The 18,873-nt window shown below is 64.4% G+C and carries 15 protein-coding genes, 1 tRNA gene and 1 pseudogene; 12 read left to right on the top strand and 5 right to left on the bottom strand.

Annotated elements, in window-relative coordinates; all coding sequences use genetic code 11:
• The first annotated feature begins 71 nt into the window (after window positions 1–71).
• Window positions 72–1,007, top strand: a complete 936-nt coding sequence (locus ACP7BY_RS15020; protein ID WP_033963524.1) for a glycerophosphodiester phosphodiesterase family protein — start codon at window positions 72–74, stop codon at window positions 1,005–1,007.
• 611 nt (window positions 1,008–1,618) lie between these two features.
• On the opposite strand, the gene ACP7BY_RS15015 is transcribed toward ACP7BY_RS15020, so the two are convergent.
• Together ACP7BY_RS15015 and ACP7BY_RS15010 are read right to left on the bottom strand one after the other, a co-directional pair.
• Window positions 1,619–2,389, bottom strand: coding sequence for an enoyl-CoA hydratase/isomerase family protein (locus ACP7BY_RS15015; RefSeq protein WP_033963523.1), 771 nt, complete (start codon window positions 2,387–2,389; stop codon window positions 1,619–1,621).
• Window positions 2,390–2,488: 99 nt separating this feature from the next.
• Window positions 2,489–3,367, bottom strand: a complete 879-nt coding sequence (locus ACP7BY_RS15010; RefSeq protein WP_197057694.1) for a LysR family transcriptional regulator — start codon at window positions 3,365–3,367, stop codon at window positions 2,489–2,491.
• 88 nt (window positions 3,368–3,455) lie between these two features.
• On the opposite strand from ACP7BY_RS15010, the gene ACP7BY_RS15005 reads away from it, so the two are divergent.
• Genes ACP7BY_RS15005 through ACP7BY_RS14995 form a run of 3 tightly spaced genes read left to right on the top strand, consistent with a single transcriptional unit; the run spans window position 3,456 to window position 5,623 of the window.
• Complete coding sequence (locus ACP7BY_RS15005) at window positions 3,456–4,139, top strand: glutathione S-transferase family protein (RefSeq protein WP_231564897.1); 684 nt, start codon at window positions 3,456–3,458, stop codon at window positions 4,137–4,139.
• Window positions 4,140–4,175: 36 nt separating this feature from the next.
• Window positions 4,176–4,850, top strand: coding sequence for a peroxiredoxin-like family protein (locus tag ACP7BY_RS15000; RefSeq protein ID WP_033963521.1), 675 nt, complete (start codon window positions 4,176–4,178; stop codon window positions 4,848–4,850).
• A gap of 56 nt (window positions 4,851–4,906) precedes the next feature.
• Window positions 4,907–5,623, top strand: a complete 717-nt coding sequence (locus tag ACP7BY_RS14995) for an SDR family oxidoreductase (RefSeq protein WP_033963520.1) — start codon at window positions 4,907–4,909, stop codon at window positions 5,621–5,623.
• Between the two features lie 95 nt (window positions 5,624–5,718).
• On the opposite strand, the pseudogene ACP7BY_RS14990 reads toward ACP7BY_RS14995, so the two are convergent.
• Both ACP7BY_RS14990 and ACP7BY_RS14985 read right to left on the bottom strand, forming a co-directional pair.
• Window positions 5,719–6,837: pseudogene (locus ACP7BY_RS14990) on the bottom strand (IS3 family transposase).
• Between the two features lie 217 nt (window positions 6,838–7,054).
• Window positions 7,055–7,141 (bottom strand) — tRNA-Leu (locus tag ACP7BY_RS14985).
• A gap of 109 nt (window positions 7,142–7,250) precedes the next feature.
• Between ACP7BY_RS14985 and ACP7BY_RS14980 the strand changes: the two genes are divergently transcribed.
• The 8 genes from ACP7BY_RS14980 to ACP7BY_RS14945 all read left to right on the top strand — a co-directional run bounded on the left by ACP7BY_RS14980 (window position 7,251) and on the right by ACP7BY_RS14945 (window position 17,319).
• Window positions 7,251–8,183, top strand: coding sequence for a complex I NDUFA9 subunit family protein (locus ACP7BY_RS14980; RefSeq protein ID WP_033963518.1), 933 nt, complete (start codon window positions 7,251–7,253; stop codon window positions 8,181–8,183).
• A gap of 23 nt (window positions 8,184–8,206) precedes the next feature.
• A complete protein-coding gene (locus tag ACP7BY_RS14975) occupies window positions 8,207–9,016 on the top strand; it encodes an undecaprenyl-diphosphate phosphatase (protein ID WP_033963517.1) in 810 nt (269 codons plus the stop codon).
• Window positions 9,017–9,172: 156 nt separating this feature from the next.
• Window positions 9,173–10,615: an NAD(P)-dependent oxidoreductase gene (locus ACP7BY_RS14970; protein WP_033963516.1), complete on the top strand. Its 1,443-nt coding sequence runs from the start codon at window positions 9,173–9,175 to the stop codon at window positions 10,613–10,615.
• Between the two features lie 5 nt (window positions 10,616–10,620).
• On the top strand, window positions 10,621–11,199 hold the full coding sequence (locus tag ACP7BY_RS14965; protein ID WP_137902701.1) for a DUF2059 domain-containing protein: 579 nt from the start codon (window positions 10,621–10,623) through the stop codon (window positions 11,197–11,199).
• A complete protein-coding gene (gltB, locus tag ACP7BY_RS14960) occupies window positions 11,196–15,707 on the top strand; it encodes a glutamate synthase large subunit (RefSeq protein WP_137902702.1) in 4,512 nt (1,503 codons plus the stop codon). The genes ACP7BY_RS14965 and gltB overlap by 4 nt, the downstream gene beginning before the upstream one ends.
• A 72-nt stretch (window positions 15,708–15,779) precedes the next feature.
• On the top strand, window positions 15,780–16,214 hold the full coding sequence (locus ACP7BY_RS14955; RefSeq protein ID WP_033963561.1) for a hypothetical protein: 435 nt from the start codon (window positions 15,780–15,782) through the stop codon (window positions 16,212–16,214).
• 99 nt (window positions 16,215–16,313) lie between these two features.
• A complete protein-coding gene (locus ACP7BY_RS14950; protein WP_033963514.1) occupies window positions 16,314–16,985 on the top strand; it encodes a glutathione S-transferase family protein in 672 nt (223 codons plus the stop codon).
• On the top strand, window positions 16,972–17,319 hold the full coding sequence (locus tag ACP7BY_RS14945) for a tRNA-binding protein (protein WP_081988595.1): 348 nt from the start codon (window positions 16,972–16,974) through the stop codon (window positions 17,317–17,319). The genes ACP7BY_RS14950 and ACP7BY_RS14945 overlap by 14 nt, the downstream gene beginning before the upstream one ends.
• On the opposite strand, the gene ACP7BY_RS14940 is transcribed toward ACP7BY_RS14945, so the two are convergent.
• Window positions 17,311–18,795 carry a hypothetical protein gene (locus ACP7BY_RS14940; RefSeq protein ID WP_137902703.1) on the bottom strand — a complete coding sequence of 495 codons (1,485 nt, stop codon included), beginning with the start codon at window positions 18,793–18,795 and terminating at the stop codon, window positions 17,311–17,313. The two genes, ACP7BY_RS14945 and ACP7BY_RS14940, sit on opposite strands and share 9 nt — an antisense overlap.
• Window positions 18,796–18,873: the final 78 nt, after the last annotated feature.

Here is an 18,873-nt window from a genome sequence, read left to right as displayed (position 1 = left end):
TCGTCCGGGCCTTTTCCTGGCGCGCGAACCTTCGCCCGAAGGCGCGCTTCTCCCATTTGGGCTCTCTCTCTATGAAAATTCTCCCCTTCACCGCCGCCCTCGCGCTGTTCGCGAGCAGCGCAGCGGGCGCGGCGACACCGCGCGACATCATGGCCAACGTTCGCAATCCGCAGGGCGGGCTGGTCGTCGTCGCGCATCGCGGCTGCCATGCGCCCGCCCCGCATCATGGGTATGGGCCCGCGCCGGAAAACTCGGCGCTCGCCTTGCAGCGCTGCGCGGCGATGGGCGTAGACATGATGGAAACAGACGTACGCGAAACGCGCGACGGCTATCTCGTCATCATGCACGACGACAGTGTCGACCGTACCACCGACGGCAGCGGCAAGGTCGCCGATCTCACTTTGGCCCAGATCAAGCTATTGCACCTGCGTCAGGGCGAAGGCGGCCCGGCGGCGGCAATGACTGATCAGGCCGTGCTGACGCTCGACGAGATGCTGGAACTCGCGAAGGATCGGATCGTCCTCAACCTCGACGTGAAGGACGCCGTCTATCCGCAAGTCATCGCCGCCGCGCGCAAAGCCGGTGCGCAAGATCGCGTGACGCTCAAGACGCGGGTCGGTGCCGGATCGCTACCGCTTGCAGCAATGGCACCGTATGACGAAGTGGCGTTCCTGGTGATCCCGCAGGATGTCGACGATCGCGACCTCGCCATCGCCGATATCATCTCCGCGCAGATGGCGGGCAGCGTGAAGCCTGTTGGCATCGAATTGCCGTATCGCCTGCCACTGTCGATGCTCACGACGGTTTCGGCACGCGCGCGATCGCTGGGTGTGCGGCTTTGGGTGAACATGCTGGACGGCAATTTCGTGGTCGGCGCGGGCAGCGACCGCGACGCTCTGCGGGCCCCGGATGCGGTGTGGGGTGCGCTCGTCCGCGCCGGTGCCTCCATGTTGCTGACCGACGAACCCGAAGCAATGCTTGCGATGCGCAATGCCAAACGACGCTGAATGGGCTTCCACGGATGCCGCGTGTTGCCAGACGCCGGACTGAGAGCATGTGGCACTTCCGGGAACGGCATCGGGGCGTGAAATACTGCTCTGCAAACCAATGGCAGCTCTGGACTTTAGCAGTCGCTTGCGCCCGTCCGTCGAACCGCGAAAACAGGTGCTGCCAGCTTCGTGGCGGCGGTGACCCACGAGCGGCCACTCCCGAGACTTTTTCGCCTTCCCAACTTCCGACATCCATTCGTCGGTGCACGCTCAAACTACAGCCCAGCTGGAAGGGCGAAACCTGGGACAAAGCCGTCATTCGCAGGTCCGATGGAGAAGGGCGGTTTGCGGAGGGAGCGGACATTCGCCGGGCTTCCGGTATTCGGCTTGCGAACGAGCAGACTTCGCTGATTGCCGACCGGCAGGTTTTGCAAAGCCGCAAGCCATAACAGCCGGTTCAAATATATGCTTGGTGGTTACGTCGATGGCTCAGCGAACGCTGGTCACGACCAATATACCCCATCCGGCCCGCAATGAGTAAAGGTCCGCTTCTGAGCGAAGCGGACCTTCAAGAATTCCCGGTCAGGGGGACGCCACCGACCGCGCGTTGCCGAGCGGCGGCGCAAATGTCAGGCTTGGGCCGCCATCGTGCGGGCGACGTCCGCAGCGCTGATGCCTTCCAGCGCAAGGCCATAGCCGCCATCCGCCTCAATCAATCGACGCAGTCCCTGGGTGAGTGCGATCCGCGTATAGCGGCCGGTGAGCGGCGGCAGCGCTGCGATGCCGTCGGCGATCTCGTGCGCGCGGGCGAGCAGGCGGTCGGCCGCCACGATCTCATTGACCACGCCCCAGTCCTTCGCTGTCCCGGCGTCCAAAACTTGCCGGGTGAGCAGGAAATAGCGCCCGCGGATCGATCCGATCACGTGCGGCCACAGGACATGCACGCCATCGCCCGGAACGATGCCGAACTCGAAATGCGGCTTGTCCTGGAACACCGTCTCTGGCGTGGCGAGGACGATATCAGTGAGCAGCGCATATTCGCTGTGCAGCAGCACTGGCCCGTTGAGCGCGGCGATCATCGGCACTTCGATATCGAGGATGTTCGACAGCACCTTGCGGCCTTCGCGCAGGATCTTGTCATAGCCCCTAGGGGTGAAGAAATCGAAGCCCTCGGGATCGATCGCATCCATGAAGGCATCGCCGGAACCCGTCAGGATTACGACGCGATTGTCGCGATCTTCGCCGATCGCATGGAACAGGTCGACGAACTGCTCGTGGGTATGGCCGTTGAAGACGAGCTTGCCGCCGTCGGTGTGCAGCGCGACTTCGAGCACGCCATTGTCCTTGCGGGTCAAGCGGGCGTTGGGGAAGGCGTCGCGATAGGTGTCGAACTTGGCCATGACGGCTGATCCTTCTGTCTGTGCCGACCCCGTCGGTCGGCGTGCGGATCAGCTAGGCCATTCCGGATGGACGCGGATGACAGCCTGAAGTGATAATCTTTATGCCTGCACGGAATGACCGTCTGCCATCACCGTTTCCACGAAGTTTGCGAACTCGCGGGCCTTGGCGCTCGCCATTCGGCCCGCAGGGAACACGGCCCACAGGTCGAGCGACGGAAGCGACCAGTCGGTCAGGACGCGCCGCACCGCGCCGCTCGCCAGTTCAGGCGCAAACATCCAATCCGAGGCGATGGTGACGCCCATGTCGGCGAGCACGGCGGCGCGGAGCCCTTCGGCCGCGCTTACGCGCACGCGACCGCGCACCGCCACCGAAGACTCGGTGCCGCCGGAGCTGAACGACCAGACGCTGACCGTCTGGCCGTAGACTACGGCTTCATGGTCGGCGAGGTCGGCAGGATTCTTCGGTTCCCCGGCGCGCGCGAAATAAGCCGGTGTGGCCAGCACCGATCTGCCGCCGGTTGCGAGTTTGCGCGCGGTCGCCGTGGAATCCGCCAGCGTGCCCATGCGCAATGACAAGTCGACCCCCTCGGCGACGAGGTCGATGACGCGGTCATCGAGGATCACGTCGATCTCCAGTTCGGGATGCTGTTCCAGAAAGCGCGGCAGTAGCGGCACGATGTGCAGCCGCGCGAAAGTCGTCGCCGCCGAGACGCGCAGGCACCCGGACAATCCGGCACCCGCGCCGCGCGCTGCAAGTTCGGCCTCGTCGGCTTCCCGGATGGCCGAGCGCGCGCGCTCGAAGAAGCGCTGCCCGGCCTCTGTGGGCTTCAGGCCGTGGGTCGAGCGAATCAGCAGGCGGACCTGAAGCCGGTCTTCCAGTTGTGCGATCGTTTTGGAGACGGCCGGCTGACCGACGTTCAGATGTCGGGCGGCGGCAGAGAAGGAGCCCGTTTCCACCACGCGGACGAAAGTCGCCATTGCTTGATATCGGTCCACGTCATTCCTCCTGGGAATGAGCATTATTGCTTCAAGGCCGCTGCCCTGTCGAGCGACGAAGAGGCATCTCATGGCAGCGCTCCCGGATGGTCCGGAGCGCGCCGGGATGATGACGATGCTAGAAGTCTATGCTTTTGCGACGCCCAACAGCGTCAAAGTGCCGATCGCGCTGGAGGAGCTGGGGCTCGACTATGCGCTGCGTTCCGTGAATGTCCGCCAGGGCGAGCAGAAAGCACTCGATTTCCTGGCGCTCAACCCCAATGGCAAGGTGCCGGTACTGATCGATCCCGATGGTCCCGACGGGCGGCTGGTGTTGACCGAGTCCGCCGCGATCCTGATCTATCTCGCCGAAAAGACCGGAATGCTCATGCCATCGGCCGGCGAAGGGCGCGCGTGGGTATTCGAGCAGCTGTTCTTCCATGCCTCGGGGCTGGGGCCGGCGTTCGGCCAGTCGGGATTCTTCCAGCGCTTCGCTGCCGAGCCGCAGCCGATCGCCATCGAGCGTTTCTCGACAGAAGCGAAGCGGACCGTTTCGGTTCTGGACCGCGTGCTGGCGGAGCGCCGCTTCGTCGCGGGCGATGCGTTCACAATAGCGGACATCGCCCATTTCGGTTGGCTGTGGCGGCGCGCGTTTGCCGGCGTCGCGCTCGACGACACGCCCAACGTCGCGCGCTGGTATGCCGAGGTCGAGGCTCGCCCCGGCGTCCAGCGTGCGATCGAACGCGTCAGCGCGCTCGTTCCGCAAGACCATTAATTCCGCTTCCCGGCATTCGATCCAAGGAGACTTCTCATGACTCTTCAAGCCAGGCTTGATGCCTTCAAAGCCGATTTCCGCGCCGGAAAGCCACCCTATGCCGTGCCGCCCGAGGTAATCGACACGATGGACCGCGCGACCACCGAACTGATCGCCAGCGGCGCGGCTGCGCGGGCACTCAAGGCCGGCGAGGCGGCACCAGCCTTCACGCTCAACGATCCAGACGGCACGCCAGTCGCTTCCGCCGATCTGCTGGCGAAGGGGCCACTGGTGGTCAGCTTCTACCGCGGTGTCTGGTGCCCCTATTGCAACATGGAGTTGCAGGCGCTCCAGGCGGCGCTGCCCGAGTTCAAGAAGCTTGGTGCCAGCCTCGTCGCCATCTCGCCGCAGACCGCCGTCAACAGCCGCAAATCCGTGCGCCAGAACGAACTCGGTTTCCCGATCCTTTCGGACCCGCGCAACGATGTGGCGGCGGCGTTCGGCCTGCGTTTCGCGATGCCCGACTATTTGGTCGACCTGTACAAGACGCTGAAGAACGATCTGCCGACGTTCAACGGCGATCCGAGCTGGACGCTGCCGATGCCGGGGCGCTTCGTCATCGGCCAGGATGGCACGATTCTCTATGCCGAGGTGAACCCGGACTATACGCGCCGCCCGGAACCCGAAGACATGCTCCCCACACTGCGCCGCGCTGCCAACGTCGCTGCCTGAAGCCCGTAGCGCTTCGGGTGCGAAAGCACCGGGAGCACGTCTGTCCGGAGAAGACCATGACCCGAACCTTCCTCATCACCGGTGCCAGCAAGGGCATTGGCCTCGCGCTCGCCCATCGCCTCGCCGCTGACGGCCAGCAGGTCGTCGGCATTGCCCGACAGGCGACCGCCGATTTCCCCGGCACGCTTGTACCCGTCGATCTTGCCGACACGGCCGCCACCGATGCAGCACTCGCCGATCTTACCCGCCGCTTCGCGTTTGATGGCGTGATCAACAATGTCGGGCTCGTCCGTCCGCAGCGGCTCGGCGAAGTCGAGCTAGCTGCGCTGGAGGAAGTAATGCGGGTGAACCTGCACCCGGCGCTCCAGGCCGCGCAGGCGATCCTGCCGGGCATGAAGGATCGCGGCTGGGGCCGGATCGTCAACATTTCCAGCCTGACCATCCTGGGCAGCCTCGAACGGACCGCCTATGCAGCGGCGAAGGCGGCGCTCGTCAGCTTCACCCGCAGCTGGGCGCTGGAACTCGCGACCACCGGCGTTACGGTCAATGCAGTTGCGCCCGGGCCGACCGAAACCGAGCTGTTCCGCGCCAACAATCAGCCGGGCAGTGAAGGCGAGCGGCGCTACCTCGCGGGCGTTCCCATGCAGCGGCTCGGAAAGCCTGATGAAATCGCCGCAGCCATCGCCTTTTTGCTCTCGGGCGATGCAGCTTTCATCACCGGCCAGACACTCCACGTCGACGGCGGAGCCTCGATCGGCAAGGCGACGCTGTGATCTCGTCGGGCCTCGCTATCGAGGTGGCGGCTTCGGACAATTGCGGTCATCTCTTGGTCCGATGCCCATGGCCCCTTTTGACGTGCTCCACATTTTCAGGCCGCTGATAACTTAGCTTCGGTGTTCATATGCCGCTGGCGGGGGCGGTTCGTAAACTCGGCGGGTGCCAACCCGCCAAGGCTGCTGTGCGGACGCACGGTGTTATAGATCGTCCGCCATGCCTCAATGATCCGTCTCCGCAGCCAGCGATGGGAACAGGTGCTCGTTCAGGCACTCGTCGCGCAAGCGACCATTAAAGCTTTCGACGAAGCCGTTCTGCTGCGGCTTGCCCGGCGCGATGTAATGCCACTCGACCCCGGTCTCCTGGCACCAGGCGAGAACGGCGTGACTGGTGAGCTCGGTGCCATTGTCGCTGACCACCATGCACGGCAGTCCGCGACGTTCGGCGATGGCGCTCAGCTCGCGGACGACGCGCCGACCTGACAGCGAGGTATCGACGATGCACGCCAGGCATTCCCGGCTGTAATCGTCGATCACGTTGAGCATACGGAACCGCCGGCCGCAGGCCAACGAGTCAGATACGAAGTCGAGCGACCAGCGCTGGTTGGGTTCCTGCGGGATCGCCATCGGCGCCCGCGTGCCGAGCGCCCGCTTGCGGCCGCCACGCTTGCGCACCGTCAGCCGCTCCTCGCGATACAGCCGATACACCTTCTTCAAGTTCATGCCTTCCCCCTCGCGCCTGAGCAGGATCGCCAGCCGACGATAGCCGAACCGACGGCGCTCGTTGGCGATCTCGCGCATCCGTTCGCGCACAGCATCGTCCTTCCCGCGAAGCGGCTCATATTGCCACGCCGACCGATTGACCCCGACCAGCCTGCAGGCACGACGCTCGGAGAAGCCGTGATCGGCCATCAGCTTCTCCACCGCAGCGTAGCGCTCCGCAGACCGGGTCAGTTTTTTCCCAGCAGATCCTTCAGCGCCGACACGTCCAGCATCGATTCCGCCAGCAGCCTCTTCAGCCGTCGGTTCTCATCTTCCAGCGCTCGCAATCGTGCCGCGTCGGACACCGTCAGTCCGCCGTACTTCGACTTCCAGGTGTAAAAGGTTGCATCGCTGATCCCGTGCTTCCGGCACAGATCGGCCGTCTTCGCGCCAGCTTCATGCTCGCGCAGTACCCCAATGATCTGATCCTCGGTAAATCGGCTTCGCCGCATCACTCGTCTCCAACTGACGAGCTAATTACCAATGGCATGAATTCTGGGGAGCACGTCACCAGCAGACACAAAATGAGACCTCTTTTGTGTCTCTTTTGCTGAATTCCGCTGGATCAACCCGGACGGTTGCCAGCGATCGTCAATGAATTTGTGCTTTGAAGCCAGCCGCTTGCCTGGCGTCCCTGGACGCTCCCAGATGGAACGAACAGAAAACAAATGGTGCCCGGAAGAGGACTCGAACCTCCACGCCCTTGCGAGCGCCAGCACCTGAAGCTGGTGCGTCTACCAATTCCGCCATCCGGGCACTGGGTAGGGAGCGGCCCTTAGGGGAGCGGAGTCGGCCTTGTCAACACGGGCGTTGCTGGGGCAAGGGACAAATTACCGGTTCAGACGGCATTTACGAGGCGCACCACATGAAAGACACACTGGTTACGCTGATTGGCGGCGGGGGTTTTCTCGGCCGCTATGTCGCGCAAGCCTTGCTCGCACGGGGCGCGCGCGTGCGAATCGCGCAGCGCGATCCGCGCCAAGCCTTCTTTCTGAAGCCGCAGGGCGGGCTCGGCCAGACGCAATTCGTCGCCGCTGACCTCGCCAAGCCCGAATCGATTGCGCGTGCGGTCGCCGGGTCGGATGCGGTGGTGAATCTGGTCGGCATCCTCGGCGGGGATTTCCAACGGGTGCATGTCGAGGGCGCGCGCATCGTCGCCGAGGCTGCGAAAGCCGCAGGCGTTGCCCAGCTGGTGCAGATTTCGGCGATCGGGGCCGATCCCGCATCGCCCTCGGCCTATGGCCGTTCCAAGGGCGAGGGCGAGGCGGCGGTGCGCGCGGCCTTCCCCAGCGCTACGATCCTGCGCCCGTCGATCGTGTTCGGCCGCGAGGACCAATTCATCAATCGCTTCGCCAAGATGATTGCCAGCGCGCCGGTCGTGCCGGTGCTGCGCGCAGGAACCAAATTCCAGCCAGTGTACGTTGGCGACGTCGCCGACGCGGTGGTCGCCGCGATCGAAAATCCGGCGCTGTCGGCGGGCAAGACGCTGGAGCTGGGCGGCCCCGACATTCTGTCGATGGGTGCGCTGGTGCGCTGGATCGCCAAGGCGGTCCGCCGCACGCCGCATATCGTCGAATTGCCCGACGCCATTGGCGGGGCGATCGCAGCGTTCGGCTTCCTGCCCGGCGCGCCGATCACATCCGATCAATGGAAGATGTTGGCAAACGATAATGTCGTTACCACCACGAACGGGCTAACCGCGCTGGGAATCACCCCAACGCCGCTCGACGCGGTGGCGGCGGGGTGGCTGGTGCAATATCGCAAGGGCGGACGGTTCGCGGTGCCGGCATCGGCCTGAGCGCCGATTAACAGGGGATTTTCGTGAACGAGATCATCAACATCATCCTCCTCGGCATTGTCGAGGGGGTGACCGAGTTCCTGCCCGTCTCCTCGACCGGGCATCTGATCCTGGCGACCAAGCTGCTGGGCTATGATGCGGCGCGCTGGGAGGTGTTCAACATCGTCATCCAGCTCGGTGCCATCCTGGCGATCGTGGTGCTGTACTGGCGAACCTTCTGGGCGGTCGGCATGGGGCTGCTGCGGCGCGATCCGGTGTCGATCCGCTTCGTGCGCAACGTGCTGGTGGCGTTCATCCCCGCCGCCGTCATCGGCCTCGCCATCCACAAGCAGATCGAGGCGCTGCTCGGCAATGCCGAGGTGGTGTCGATCGCGCTGATCGTCGGCGGCTTTGCGATCATCGCGGTCGAACGCTTCGCCCCCAAGAGCAACATCGTCGGCGTGGCGGATATTCCGCTGCCCAAAGTGGTCGGCATCGGCTTCCTGCAATGTCTGGCGATGGTGCCGGGGGTCAGCCGTTCGGGCGCGACCATCCTTGGCGCGCTGGCATTGGGGGTGGAGCGGCGCACTGCCGCCGAGTTCAGCTTCTTCCTCGCCATCCCGACCATGCTGGGGGCAACCACCCTCGAACTGGTCAAGAACCGGCATGAGCTGGTCAGCGGGCACGGCGTCGGGCTGGCGGCCATCGCACTCGGCTTCGCGGTCGCCTTCGTCGTGGCACTGATCGTGGTGAAAGCCTTTGTCGGTATCGTCACCCGATTCGGGTTCATCCCCTTTGCCTGGTATCGGATTGTTGCGGGAAGCATCGCCCTCGCATGGCTTTTGAGCATTTAGGGCCGGTTCGGAATTATATAAGCTAGACAAAAACCGGTTTTGGCACCCCTCACATCAAACGACGCATTTTATAGGTCACACATGCTGTCCTAAAAGCCGTTTTGGTCGTGACAATCCGCGTAAGCCACGGTATCTGCGCCCTCGAAAGGGGCGCAGATGGCCGACACGTCGCTACTGAAGTTCGTCGATCGCGAGCAGGCTTATCCAGCCAAGCGCGAACCCGAGATCCGTGCCGAGGATTTCCGCGAAATCGCCGAGCGCTATGCCGCGCCCGAAGCGGAGGATCAGGCCGGGCGGTGCTCGCAATGCGGCGTCCCCTATTGCTCGGTGCATTGCCCGCTGCACAACCACATCCCCGACTGGCTGCGCCTCACCGCAGAAGGGCGCCTGCGCGAAGCCTATGAGCTGAGCAATTCCACCTCGACCATGCCCGAGATTTGCGGCCGCATCTGCCCGCAGGACCGGTTGTGCGAAGGCAATTGCGTCATCGAATTTTCCGGCCACGGCGCGGTGACGATCGGGTCGGTCGAGAAGTTCATCACCGATACCGCCTGGGAAGAAGGCTGGGTCGAGCCGCTCGTGCCCGGCACGCCGCGCGGCCAATCGGTCGGGGTGATCGGTGCAGGCCCCGCAGGGCTCAGCGCCGCCGAATATCTGCGCGTCAACGGCTATGACGTGCATGTCTATGATCGGTACGATCGTGCAGGCGGGCTGCTGACCTATGGCATCCCCGGCTTCAAGCTCGAAAAGCCCGTCGTCATGCGTCGGGTCGACCGGCTCAAGGCGAGCGGCATCGTCTTCCATGAAAATTTCGAGGTCGGCCGCGATGCCACGCTCGACGAGCTGCGCCAACGCCATGACGCGGTGCTGATCGCCACCGGCGTCTACCGCGCCCGCGCGATCAAGGCACCCGGGGTCGACAAGAACGGCGTGGTCGATGCCCTCGCCTTCCTCACCGCCTCCAACCGCAAGAATTTCGGCGATGCCGTGCCCGCCTTCGATGACGGCAGCCTCAATGCAGCGGGCAAGCATGTCGTCGTCATCGGCGGCGGCGATACCGCGATGGATTGCGTGCGCACCGCGATCCGCCAGAATGCGGCGTCGGTAAAATGCCTCTACCGCCGCGACCGCGCCAACATGCCCGGCTCGCAGCGCGAAGTGAACAACGCCGAGGAGGAAGGCGTCGAGTTCGTCTGGCTCTCCGCGCCGGAAAGCTTCACCGGCGGTGAGGCGGTCGGCGGCGTGAAAGCAAGCGGCATGCGCCTCGGCGCACCCGACGCCTCGGGCCGCCGCGCGCCCGAAATCGACCCGGAGGGAGGCTTCGATCTGCCCGCCGATCTCGTCATCAAGGCGCTCGGCTTCGATGCCGAGGATCTGCCGAAGCTGTTCGGTGCACCCGAACTCGGCACGACGCGCTGGGGCACCGTGCTGGTCGATAACAAAACGCTGATGACATCGCTCGACGGCGTGTTCGCAGCAGGCGACATCGTGCGCGGTGCGAGCCTCGTCGTCTGGGCGATCCGCGACGGCCGCGATGTCGCGGCGAGCATGCACAAATATCTGAAGGCGAAGGCGAGCGCAGGGAGGAAAGCGGCGTGAAGAGGATGATCTTGCTCGCGGCCGCGATCCTCGCCCCCGCCGCCCCCGCCATCAGCCAGACCGCAACGTCGGAAGCTGCGGTGCCCGCAGTTGATCCAGCCCGCCTCGCCGCAGCCCGCTTGCTCATCGACCAAATCTTCCCCCCGGCCACCCGGGAGCAAATGATGAACGGTATGATGGCGGCGATGACCGCCAACATTCGTCAGCCGCTCATGGCCAATCCTGAATTTGCGGCTGCGGTTAACAAGGACCCGCGCGTCAAAACGATCTTCGATGCCTTTGTCGCTCGTCAATTCGCTCGATCGACCCAGGTATTAAACGCAAACCTGCCCGGAATGGCCGACGCGATGGCGCACGCTTACGCGCGTCGGTTCGATATATCCCAACTCCATGATTTGTCGGCATTCTTCTCGACCCCGACCGGCAAGGTTTACACGGCGAATTCCATGACGATCATGAGCGATCCGGACATCGCCGCCTGGCAACGCAACATAATGACGCAATCGATGAAAACGGTGCAGTCCGACATCGCAGATCTCGTTAAGCAAATCACCGCCCTCCAGCCGCCAGTGAAAACGCAATGATCGACCAACGCGCCTATCTCGCCGAACACGGCATGTACCGCCCCGAATTTGAGGGCGACGCTTGCGGCGTCGGTCTCGTCGCGGCGACCGATGGCACGCCCTCGCGCCGCGTCGTGCAGTCGGCAATCGATGCGCTGAAGGCCGTATGGCATCGCGGTGCGGTCGACGCCGATGGCAAGACCGGCGACGGCGCTGGCCTGCATATCGATCTGCCGCTCAAATTCTTCGACGATGCGATCGCCGCCTCGGGCCACCGTCCGCTGCCCAACCGGCTCGCGGTCGGCATGATCTTCCTGCCGCGTACCGATCTCGGCGCGCAGGAAGCCTGCCGCACGATCGTCGAAAGCGCGATCATCGAGGAAGGCTATACCATTTATGGCTGGCGCCAGGTGCCGGTCGACGTGTCGGTGATCGGGCAGAAGGGCCTCGCCACCCGTCCCGAGATCGAACAGATCATGATCGCGGGGCCCCTGCCCGACGACCAGACCGCCGCCGAGTTCGAGAAGAACCTGTATCTCGTCCGCCGCCGGATCGAGAAGCGCGTCATCGCGGCACAGATCCAGGGCTTCTACATCTGCTCGCTGTCGTGCCGCTCGATCATCTACAAGGGCCTGTTCCTCGCCGAATCGCTGTCGATCTTCTACCCCGATCTGCGCGATCCGCGCTTCGAGAGCCGCGTCGCGATCTTCCATCAGCGCTATTCGACCAACACCTTCCCGCAATGGTGGCTGGCGCAACCGTTCCGCACGCTGGCGCACAATGGTGAGATCAACACCATTCGCGGCAACAAGAACTGGATGCTCAGCCACGAGATCAAGATGGCGAGCCTGTCGTTCGGGGAGCAGTCCGAGGACATCAAGCCGGTGATCCCGGCGGGCGCATCCGACACCGCCGCGCTCGACGCGGTGTTCGAGGCGATCTGCCGCTCTGGCCGCGATGCGCCGACCGCCAAGCTGATGCTGGTGCCGGAGGCGATGGCCGACAGCATCGACATGCCGCCCGAACACCTCGCCATGTATCAATATCTGGCGAGCGTGATGGAGCCGTGGGACGGACCCGCCGCACTGGCGATGACCGATGGCCGCTGGGCGGTGGCGGGCATGGACCGCAACGCGCTGCGCCCCTTGCGCTATGTCCGCACGATCGATGGTCTGGTGATCGTTGGCTCCGAAAGCGGCATGGTCGTCGTGCCCGAATCGACCGTGGTCGAAAAGGGCCGGCTGGGACCGGGGCAGATGCTCGCAATCGACCTTGATGAAGGCGTGCTGCTGCACGACCGCGCGATCAAGGACCGCATCGCGGGCGAGGCCGACTATGCCGCGATGATCGGCGCGTTCAAGCGGATCGACGATCTGCCGCAGCCCGAAGGCGAGGCGATCACGCATTTCGAGCGCGCCGAGCTGACACGCCGCCAGATCGCCGCCGGGCAGACGCTGGAGGATATGGAGCTGATCCTCGCGCCGATGGTCGAAAGCGCCAAGGAAGCGATCGGCTCGATGGGCGACGATACCCCGCTCGCGGTCATTTCCGACAAGCCGCGGCTGATCAGCCAGTTCTTCCGGCAGAATTTCAGCCAGGTCACCAACCCGCCGATCGATCCGCTGCGCGAACGCCATGTGATGTCGCTCAAGACGCGCTTCGGCAACCTGGCCAATATTCTCGACACCGAGGATCGGCGCGATGGCGTGCTGGTGCTGCAATCGCCTGTGCTGGACGGCACCGCTTGGGCGCAGCTCAAGGCGCATTTCGGCGCACAGGCGGCCGAGATCGACTGCACCTTCGAAGCCGGTGGCGGCCCCGAGACGCTGCGCGCCGCGATTGCGCGCATCCGTGCCGAAGCGGTGACGGCGGTGCGTCAGGGCAAGAGCGAATTGTTCCTGAGCGACATGGGCATCGGCCCGGACCGGATCGGCATCGCCGGCGTGCTCGCGGCGGCGGCTGTCCATACGCACCTCGTACGGATGGGGCTGCGCTCTTATGCCAGCATCAACATCCAGACGGCCGAATGCCTCGACACGCATTATTATGCGGTGCTGATCGGTGTCGGCGCGACCACGGTCCACGCCTATCTCGCCGAGGCCGCGATTGCCGACCGCCATGCGCGCGGCCTGTTCGGGGATCTGACTCTGGCGCAGTGCCTCGCGCGGCATCGCACCGCGATCGACGAGGGCCTGCTCAAGATCATGTCCAAGATGGGGATCGCGGTAATCTCCAGCTATCGCGGCGGCTATAATTTCGAGGCGGTCGGCCTCAGCCGTGCGCTGGTCAACGACCTGTTCCCGGGGATGCCCGCGAAGATTTCGGGCGAGGGCTATGCCTCGCTCCACCTCAACGCGCAGTTGCGGCACGACAAGGCGTATGACTCGGCGGTGGCATCGCTGCCGATCGGCGGCTTCTATCGCCAGCGCCACACCGGCGAAACGCACGCGTATTCCGCGCAACTCATGCACTTGCTGCAAACGGCGGTGTCGACCGACAGTTATTCCACCTATCTGCAATTCTCGCGCGGGGTGGAGGGGCTGCCGCCCATCTATCTGCGCGACCTGCTGCAGTTCAACTTCCCGGCCGAGGGCGTGCCGGTCGATCAGGTCGAGGCGATCACCGAAATCCGCAAGCGTTTCGTGACGCCGGGCATGTCCTTGGGCGCACTCAGCCCGGAAGCGCATGAAACGCTCGCCATCGCGATGAACCGCATCGGTGCCAAGGCCGTGTCGGGCGAAGGCGGCGAGGACAGTGCGCGCTATCAACCCTATGCCAATGGCGACAACGCCAATTCGGGGGTGAAGCAAATCGCCAGCGGCCGCTTCGGCGTGACAGCGGAATATCTCAACGCCTGCGACGAGATCGAAATCAAGGTCGCGCAGGGGGCAAAGCCCGGCGAGGGCGGGCAATTGCCCGGCTTCAAGGTGACCGAGTTCATCGCCAAGCTGCGCCATGCGACGCCGGGCGTGACGCTGATCTCGCCACCGCCGCATCACGACATCTATTCGATCGAGGATCTGGCGCAGCTCATCTATGATCTGAAGCAGATCAACCCGATCGCGCGCGTGTGCGTGAAGCTCGTTTCCTCGGCCGGGATCGGCACGGTGGCGGCGGGCGTGGCGAAGGCGCATGCCGACGTCATCCTGATCGCCGGGCATGTCGGCGGGACCGGGGCCTCGCCGCAGACCAGCATCAAATATGCCGGAACGCCGTGGGAAATGGGCTTGTCGGAGGTCAACCAGACGCTGACGCTCAACGGCCTGCGCGGGCGGATCAAGCTGCGCACCGATGGCGGCCTCAAGACCGGGCGCGATATCGTGATCGCCGCGATCCTGGGCGCGGAAGAGTTCGGCATCGGCACGCTGTCGCTGGTAGCAATGGGCTGCATCATGGTGCGGCAATGCCATTCCAACACCTGCCCGGTCGGCGTGTGCACGCAGGACGCCGCTTTGCGCGCCAAATTCGGCGGTACGCCCGAAAAGGTCATCAATTTGATGACCTTCATCGCCGAGGAAGTGCGCGACATCCTCGCCCGGCTCGGCTTCCGCAGCTTGGACGAAGTGATCGGCCGCACCGAATTGCTACGCCAGGTCAGCCGTGGTGCCGAGCATCTCGATGACCTCGATCTCAACCCGATCCTCGCCAAGGTCGATGCACCCGACGATCAGCGCCGCTTCAGCCTGAAAACGCGCCGCAACGAAGTGCCCGACAGCCTCGATGCGCAGATGATAAAGGACGCCGCCGCCGTCTTCACCCGGCGCGAGAAGATGCAATTGACCTATTCGGTGCGCAACACGCACCGCGCGGTCGGCACTCGGCTGTCGAGCGAGATCACGCGGACCTTCGGCATGTCGGCCCTCGCCGACGGGCATGTCCATGTCCGCCTGCGCGGCTCGGCCGGGCAGAGCCTCGGCGCGTTCCTGTGCAAGGGCATCACGCTCGAAGTGTTTGGCGACGCCAATGACTATGTCGGCAAGGGCCTGTCGGGCGGCAACATCGTCGTTCGCCCGGTGGTCAGTTCGCCGCTCGCCAGCCAGGACAACACCATCATCGGCAACACCGTGCTCTACGGCGCAACCTCGGGCAGCCTCTATGCAGCGGGTCAGGCGGGCGAACGCTTCGCGGTGCGCAATTCGGGCGCGACCGTGGTGGTCGAAGGCTGCGGTGCCAATGGCTGCGAATATATGACCGGCGGCACCGCCGTCGTGCTCGGCCCGGTCGGTGCCAATTTCGGTGCAGGCATGACCGGCGGCATGGCGTTCATCTATGATGCCGACGGCAGCTTCGCGCGGCGCGCCAACCCCGAGAACATCACCTGGAACCGCCTGTCCTCGCTGCATTGGGAAGCGGTGCTGCTCGGCCTGGTGCGCGCGCATCATGCCGCGACCGACAGCAAATGGTCGGGCGCGTTGCTCGACGATTGGGGCCGCGCGGTCGACCATTTCTGGCAAGTGGTGCCCAAGGAAATGCTGACCCGCCTCGCGCATCCACTCGACGACCGGGTCGAGCAGATCGCCGCCGAATGATCGACCGGGCGCGCGAATCATGCTAACGGTTCGCGCGCTCGGCCCATGTTCCAGGCCAGATTCGAGGTTGTCATGCGTCCTTTTCTGATCGGTGTGTTCGCACTCTGCCTGGCGGGGCCAGCCTTCGCGCAGGACCGCGCACCGCAACCGCCCGCAGTCGATGCGCAGCAACTCGGCTCGGCGCTGTCGATGCCACTTGTCCAGGAAGGCCTTGCGGCAACCGTCGACGAATTCGCGGATGCCTTGCTCCAGACCCATGTCGGCCCGCTGGCGCATTATGCCGATCCGCGCGCGAATGTCCGTCCCGACAACACCCTTGGGGATCTGGCAGCACGCTCCAACCCCAATTACCGCCGCGACCTGCACGAAAGCGCACGCGGTGCGATCGCCGCAACAGGGCGTGCGATGCAGGATGTCGCCAGCATGAGCGCCGAGCTCAAGCGCACTTCCGACCGCATCCATCATCTGCTCGACCAGACGCGGGCGGAAATGGAGTCGCTACGCTAACGTCCGGATTGGCGTCCGACATCTCGGGACGGGGTCGATCGAACGAATCCCGCGCCAAGCCATCTTCCCCCACCGCCGCGCAGCTTCTACGACGGGCCTATGTGGCAACTCTTTCAATTCCCCCTCTGCCCGTTCTCGCGCAAGGTGCGCCTGCTGCTCGGTGAAAAGGGCGTCGGCTGCGAACTCGTCCGCGAAAACCCGTGGGAACAGCGGGACGAGTTTCTTGACCTGAACCCGGCGGGCCAGGTGCCGGTGATGACCGACGCGCTGCGCAGCATCCGCCTGATGGATTCGATGGCGATCTGCGAATATCTTGAGGAAACCGTCGAGAAGAACGCGATGCTCAACGGCACGGCGGTCAACCGCGCCGAAATCCGCCGTCTCGTCGCCTGGTTCGATTCGCAGTTCTTCGCCGACATCGTCGCGCCGCTGCTGCACGAACGCATGGAAAAGCGCCTGGTCACCAAGGAACCGCCCGATGCGCGCCGCCTGCGCGACGCGATGAAGGCGGCGGTGCGCCACCTCGATTATACCGATTATTTGCTCGACCATCATAATTGGATGGCAGGATCGACGATGAGTCTGGCCGACCTCGCCGCCGCGGCGCAAATTTCGGTCGCCGATTATCTCGGCGGAATCGACTGGAAGAATCACGAACAGACCGCGAAATGGTATCGCGGGTTCAAGAGCCGCCCGAGCTTCCGTCCCTTGCTGTCGGAACGGATGGAGGGCATCGTGCCGCCGAAACATTATGACGATGTCGATTTCTGAGCGCGCCACCTTCGACGATTTCCTGAAGCTCGACATCCGCGTCGGGACGATCGTCGAGGCCTTGCCCTTCCCGGAGGCGCGCAAGCCGGCCTATCGGTTGAAGATCGATTTCGGGCCGGAGATCGGGATCAAGCGGTCCTCGGCGCAAATTACCAAACGCTACACGCTGGAGGAATTGCCCGGTCGCCAAGTGGCCGCGGTGGTGAATTTTCCACCGCGCCAGATCGGTCCGGTGATGTCCGAAGTGCTGACGCTGGGCTTTCCCGACGAGGATGGCGAGGTCGTCTTGATTCAGCCCACGCTGCCCGTGCCCAATGGCGGCCGCTTATACTGACCCCGTACGCTGCCGATCCCGCTCCGCGCGCCGCGTCCACCACAGGATCAGCGCCAGCGTCGGCAGCGCGACGTCGAGATACAGCGCAAAACCGAACCACGGCTGCCACCCCCAATAGACATTGGCCAGTGTATTGAACTTGCCGTGCGCGAACAGGCCGACAAAATTGCGCGTCCACACCGGCATCGCCATGTTTTCGGGCGCGAAGATGTCGGTCGATGCGATCACCAGATTGACGATCATCGACAGCGCGAGCAGTGCCGCCGCCGAGCGCTTGGCCGCGCGCGAGCGCAGCGATACCCAGAATGGAGCGAGGCCGAGCGCGAGAAAGGGAATCGCTGGCACCGAATGGCGCGGCCCGGTTGACGCGCCGCCATCCCAATAAGCGTAGGACGCATTGAGCGAGAGTACGATCACGATCACCGCGACCGCCAGCACGCCAAGGTCGCGCGTCGCGCGATCGCGCAGCAATAGGATCACGCCCGCCGCACCCATTGCGAGCGCGGGTGCCACCCAGAACAATCCACGCCGGAGTCCCAGGGTAATGCCAAGCAGCGCTTCCGGTTTTGGATAGGTCAGGCCGAACAGCCCCTGGTTCATCCCGCTAAACCCGACCACGCCGCGATAGCCGGTCATGAACGGGGTTCCGAAGGCAAACTGATTATAGGCCAACATCGGCAGCACCGCGACCACGGCCGCCGCGACCGCCAGCGCGTACAATCGCCACCGCATCGGCCACACCGCCCCCCGGCTGCGCCACAAGGCCCATAGCCCGATGGCAATGCCGCCCAAGGCCGCCTGAAATTCCACCGCAACCGCCCAGCCAAGCGCCAACCCGGCCATCACCGGATAGCGCCAACGCCCAAGCTCCTTCGCGCCCGATGTGCCGCGCCAGATCGCCCAGGTCGCGATCAGAAACAGCGCCGCGACCGAAGCGTGGCCGAACATCGTGGTCGACCAGCCCCATATCACCGATCCCAAGGCATAGCCCAGCGCCGCAAACAGCCCGGCGGCTGGGCTGCCAGTGAGTCCGGTGCCGAAATCGAACAGCAGCACGGTGGCAAAGGCCGTCAACACCGCCGCGCCGAATGCCACCGCCAGCCACAAGCGAAGCCGCAGGAAATTCGCGAGCCGGAGATTGGTGATGTCGATCACCTCGTCATAGGACTGCGCTCCCGCCAAATGGTCGGCCGCCCAAACCACCGGTGCCGCCATCAGCGTCATGCCGGGGGCCTTGTCCATATAGTAATGCGTGCCCGTCTTGGTCGCGAACTGCGCTTTGTCGATCGTCAGCGTCTCATAGCGATCGATCGTCGCCTCACCGCGTTCGACCAGCGCGAGTGCGCCAAACAGGCGTGTGGCGTTGTTGGGATTGAGCTCGAACGAGCCGAACCATATGCACGACAGCCACACCAGCGCGAACAGCAGAAGCGCCGCCGCATGGGGCGCGCGAACGGTCGTGTCAGGCTCTCTCATGTAATCAGGCGAACAGCCATTGGCCGAGCGAGCGGCCCAAGGGAAGCGCAGAGCAACTCCCAATCAGCGACGGCCCCG

It is taken from the genome of Sphingomonas sp. PSPC2-2, from assembly GCF_049897725.1.
Taxonomy (GTDB): Bacteria; Pseudomonadota; Alphaproteobacteria; order Sphingomonadales; family Sphingomonadaceae; genus Sphingomonas.
The sequence above is the reverse complement of the archived record's forward strand: the minus strand, read 5'-3'. Positions and strand labels throughout refer to the sequence as shown.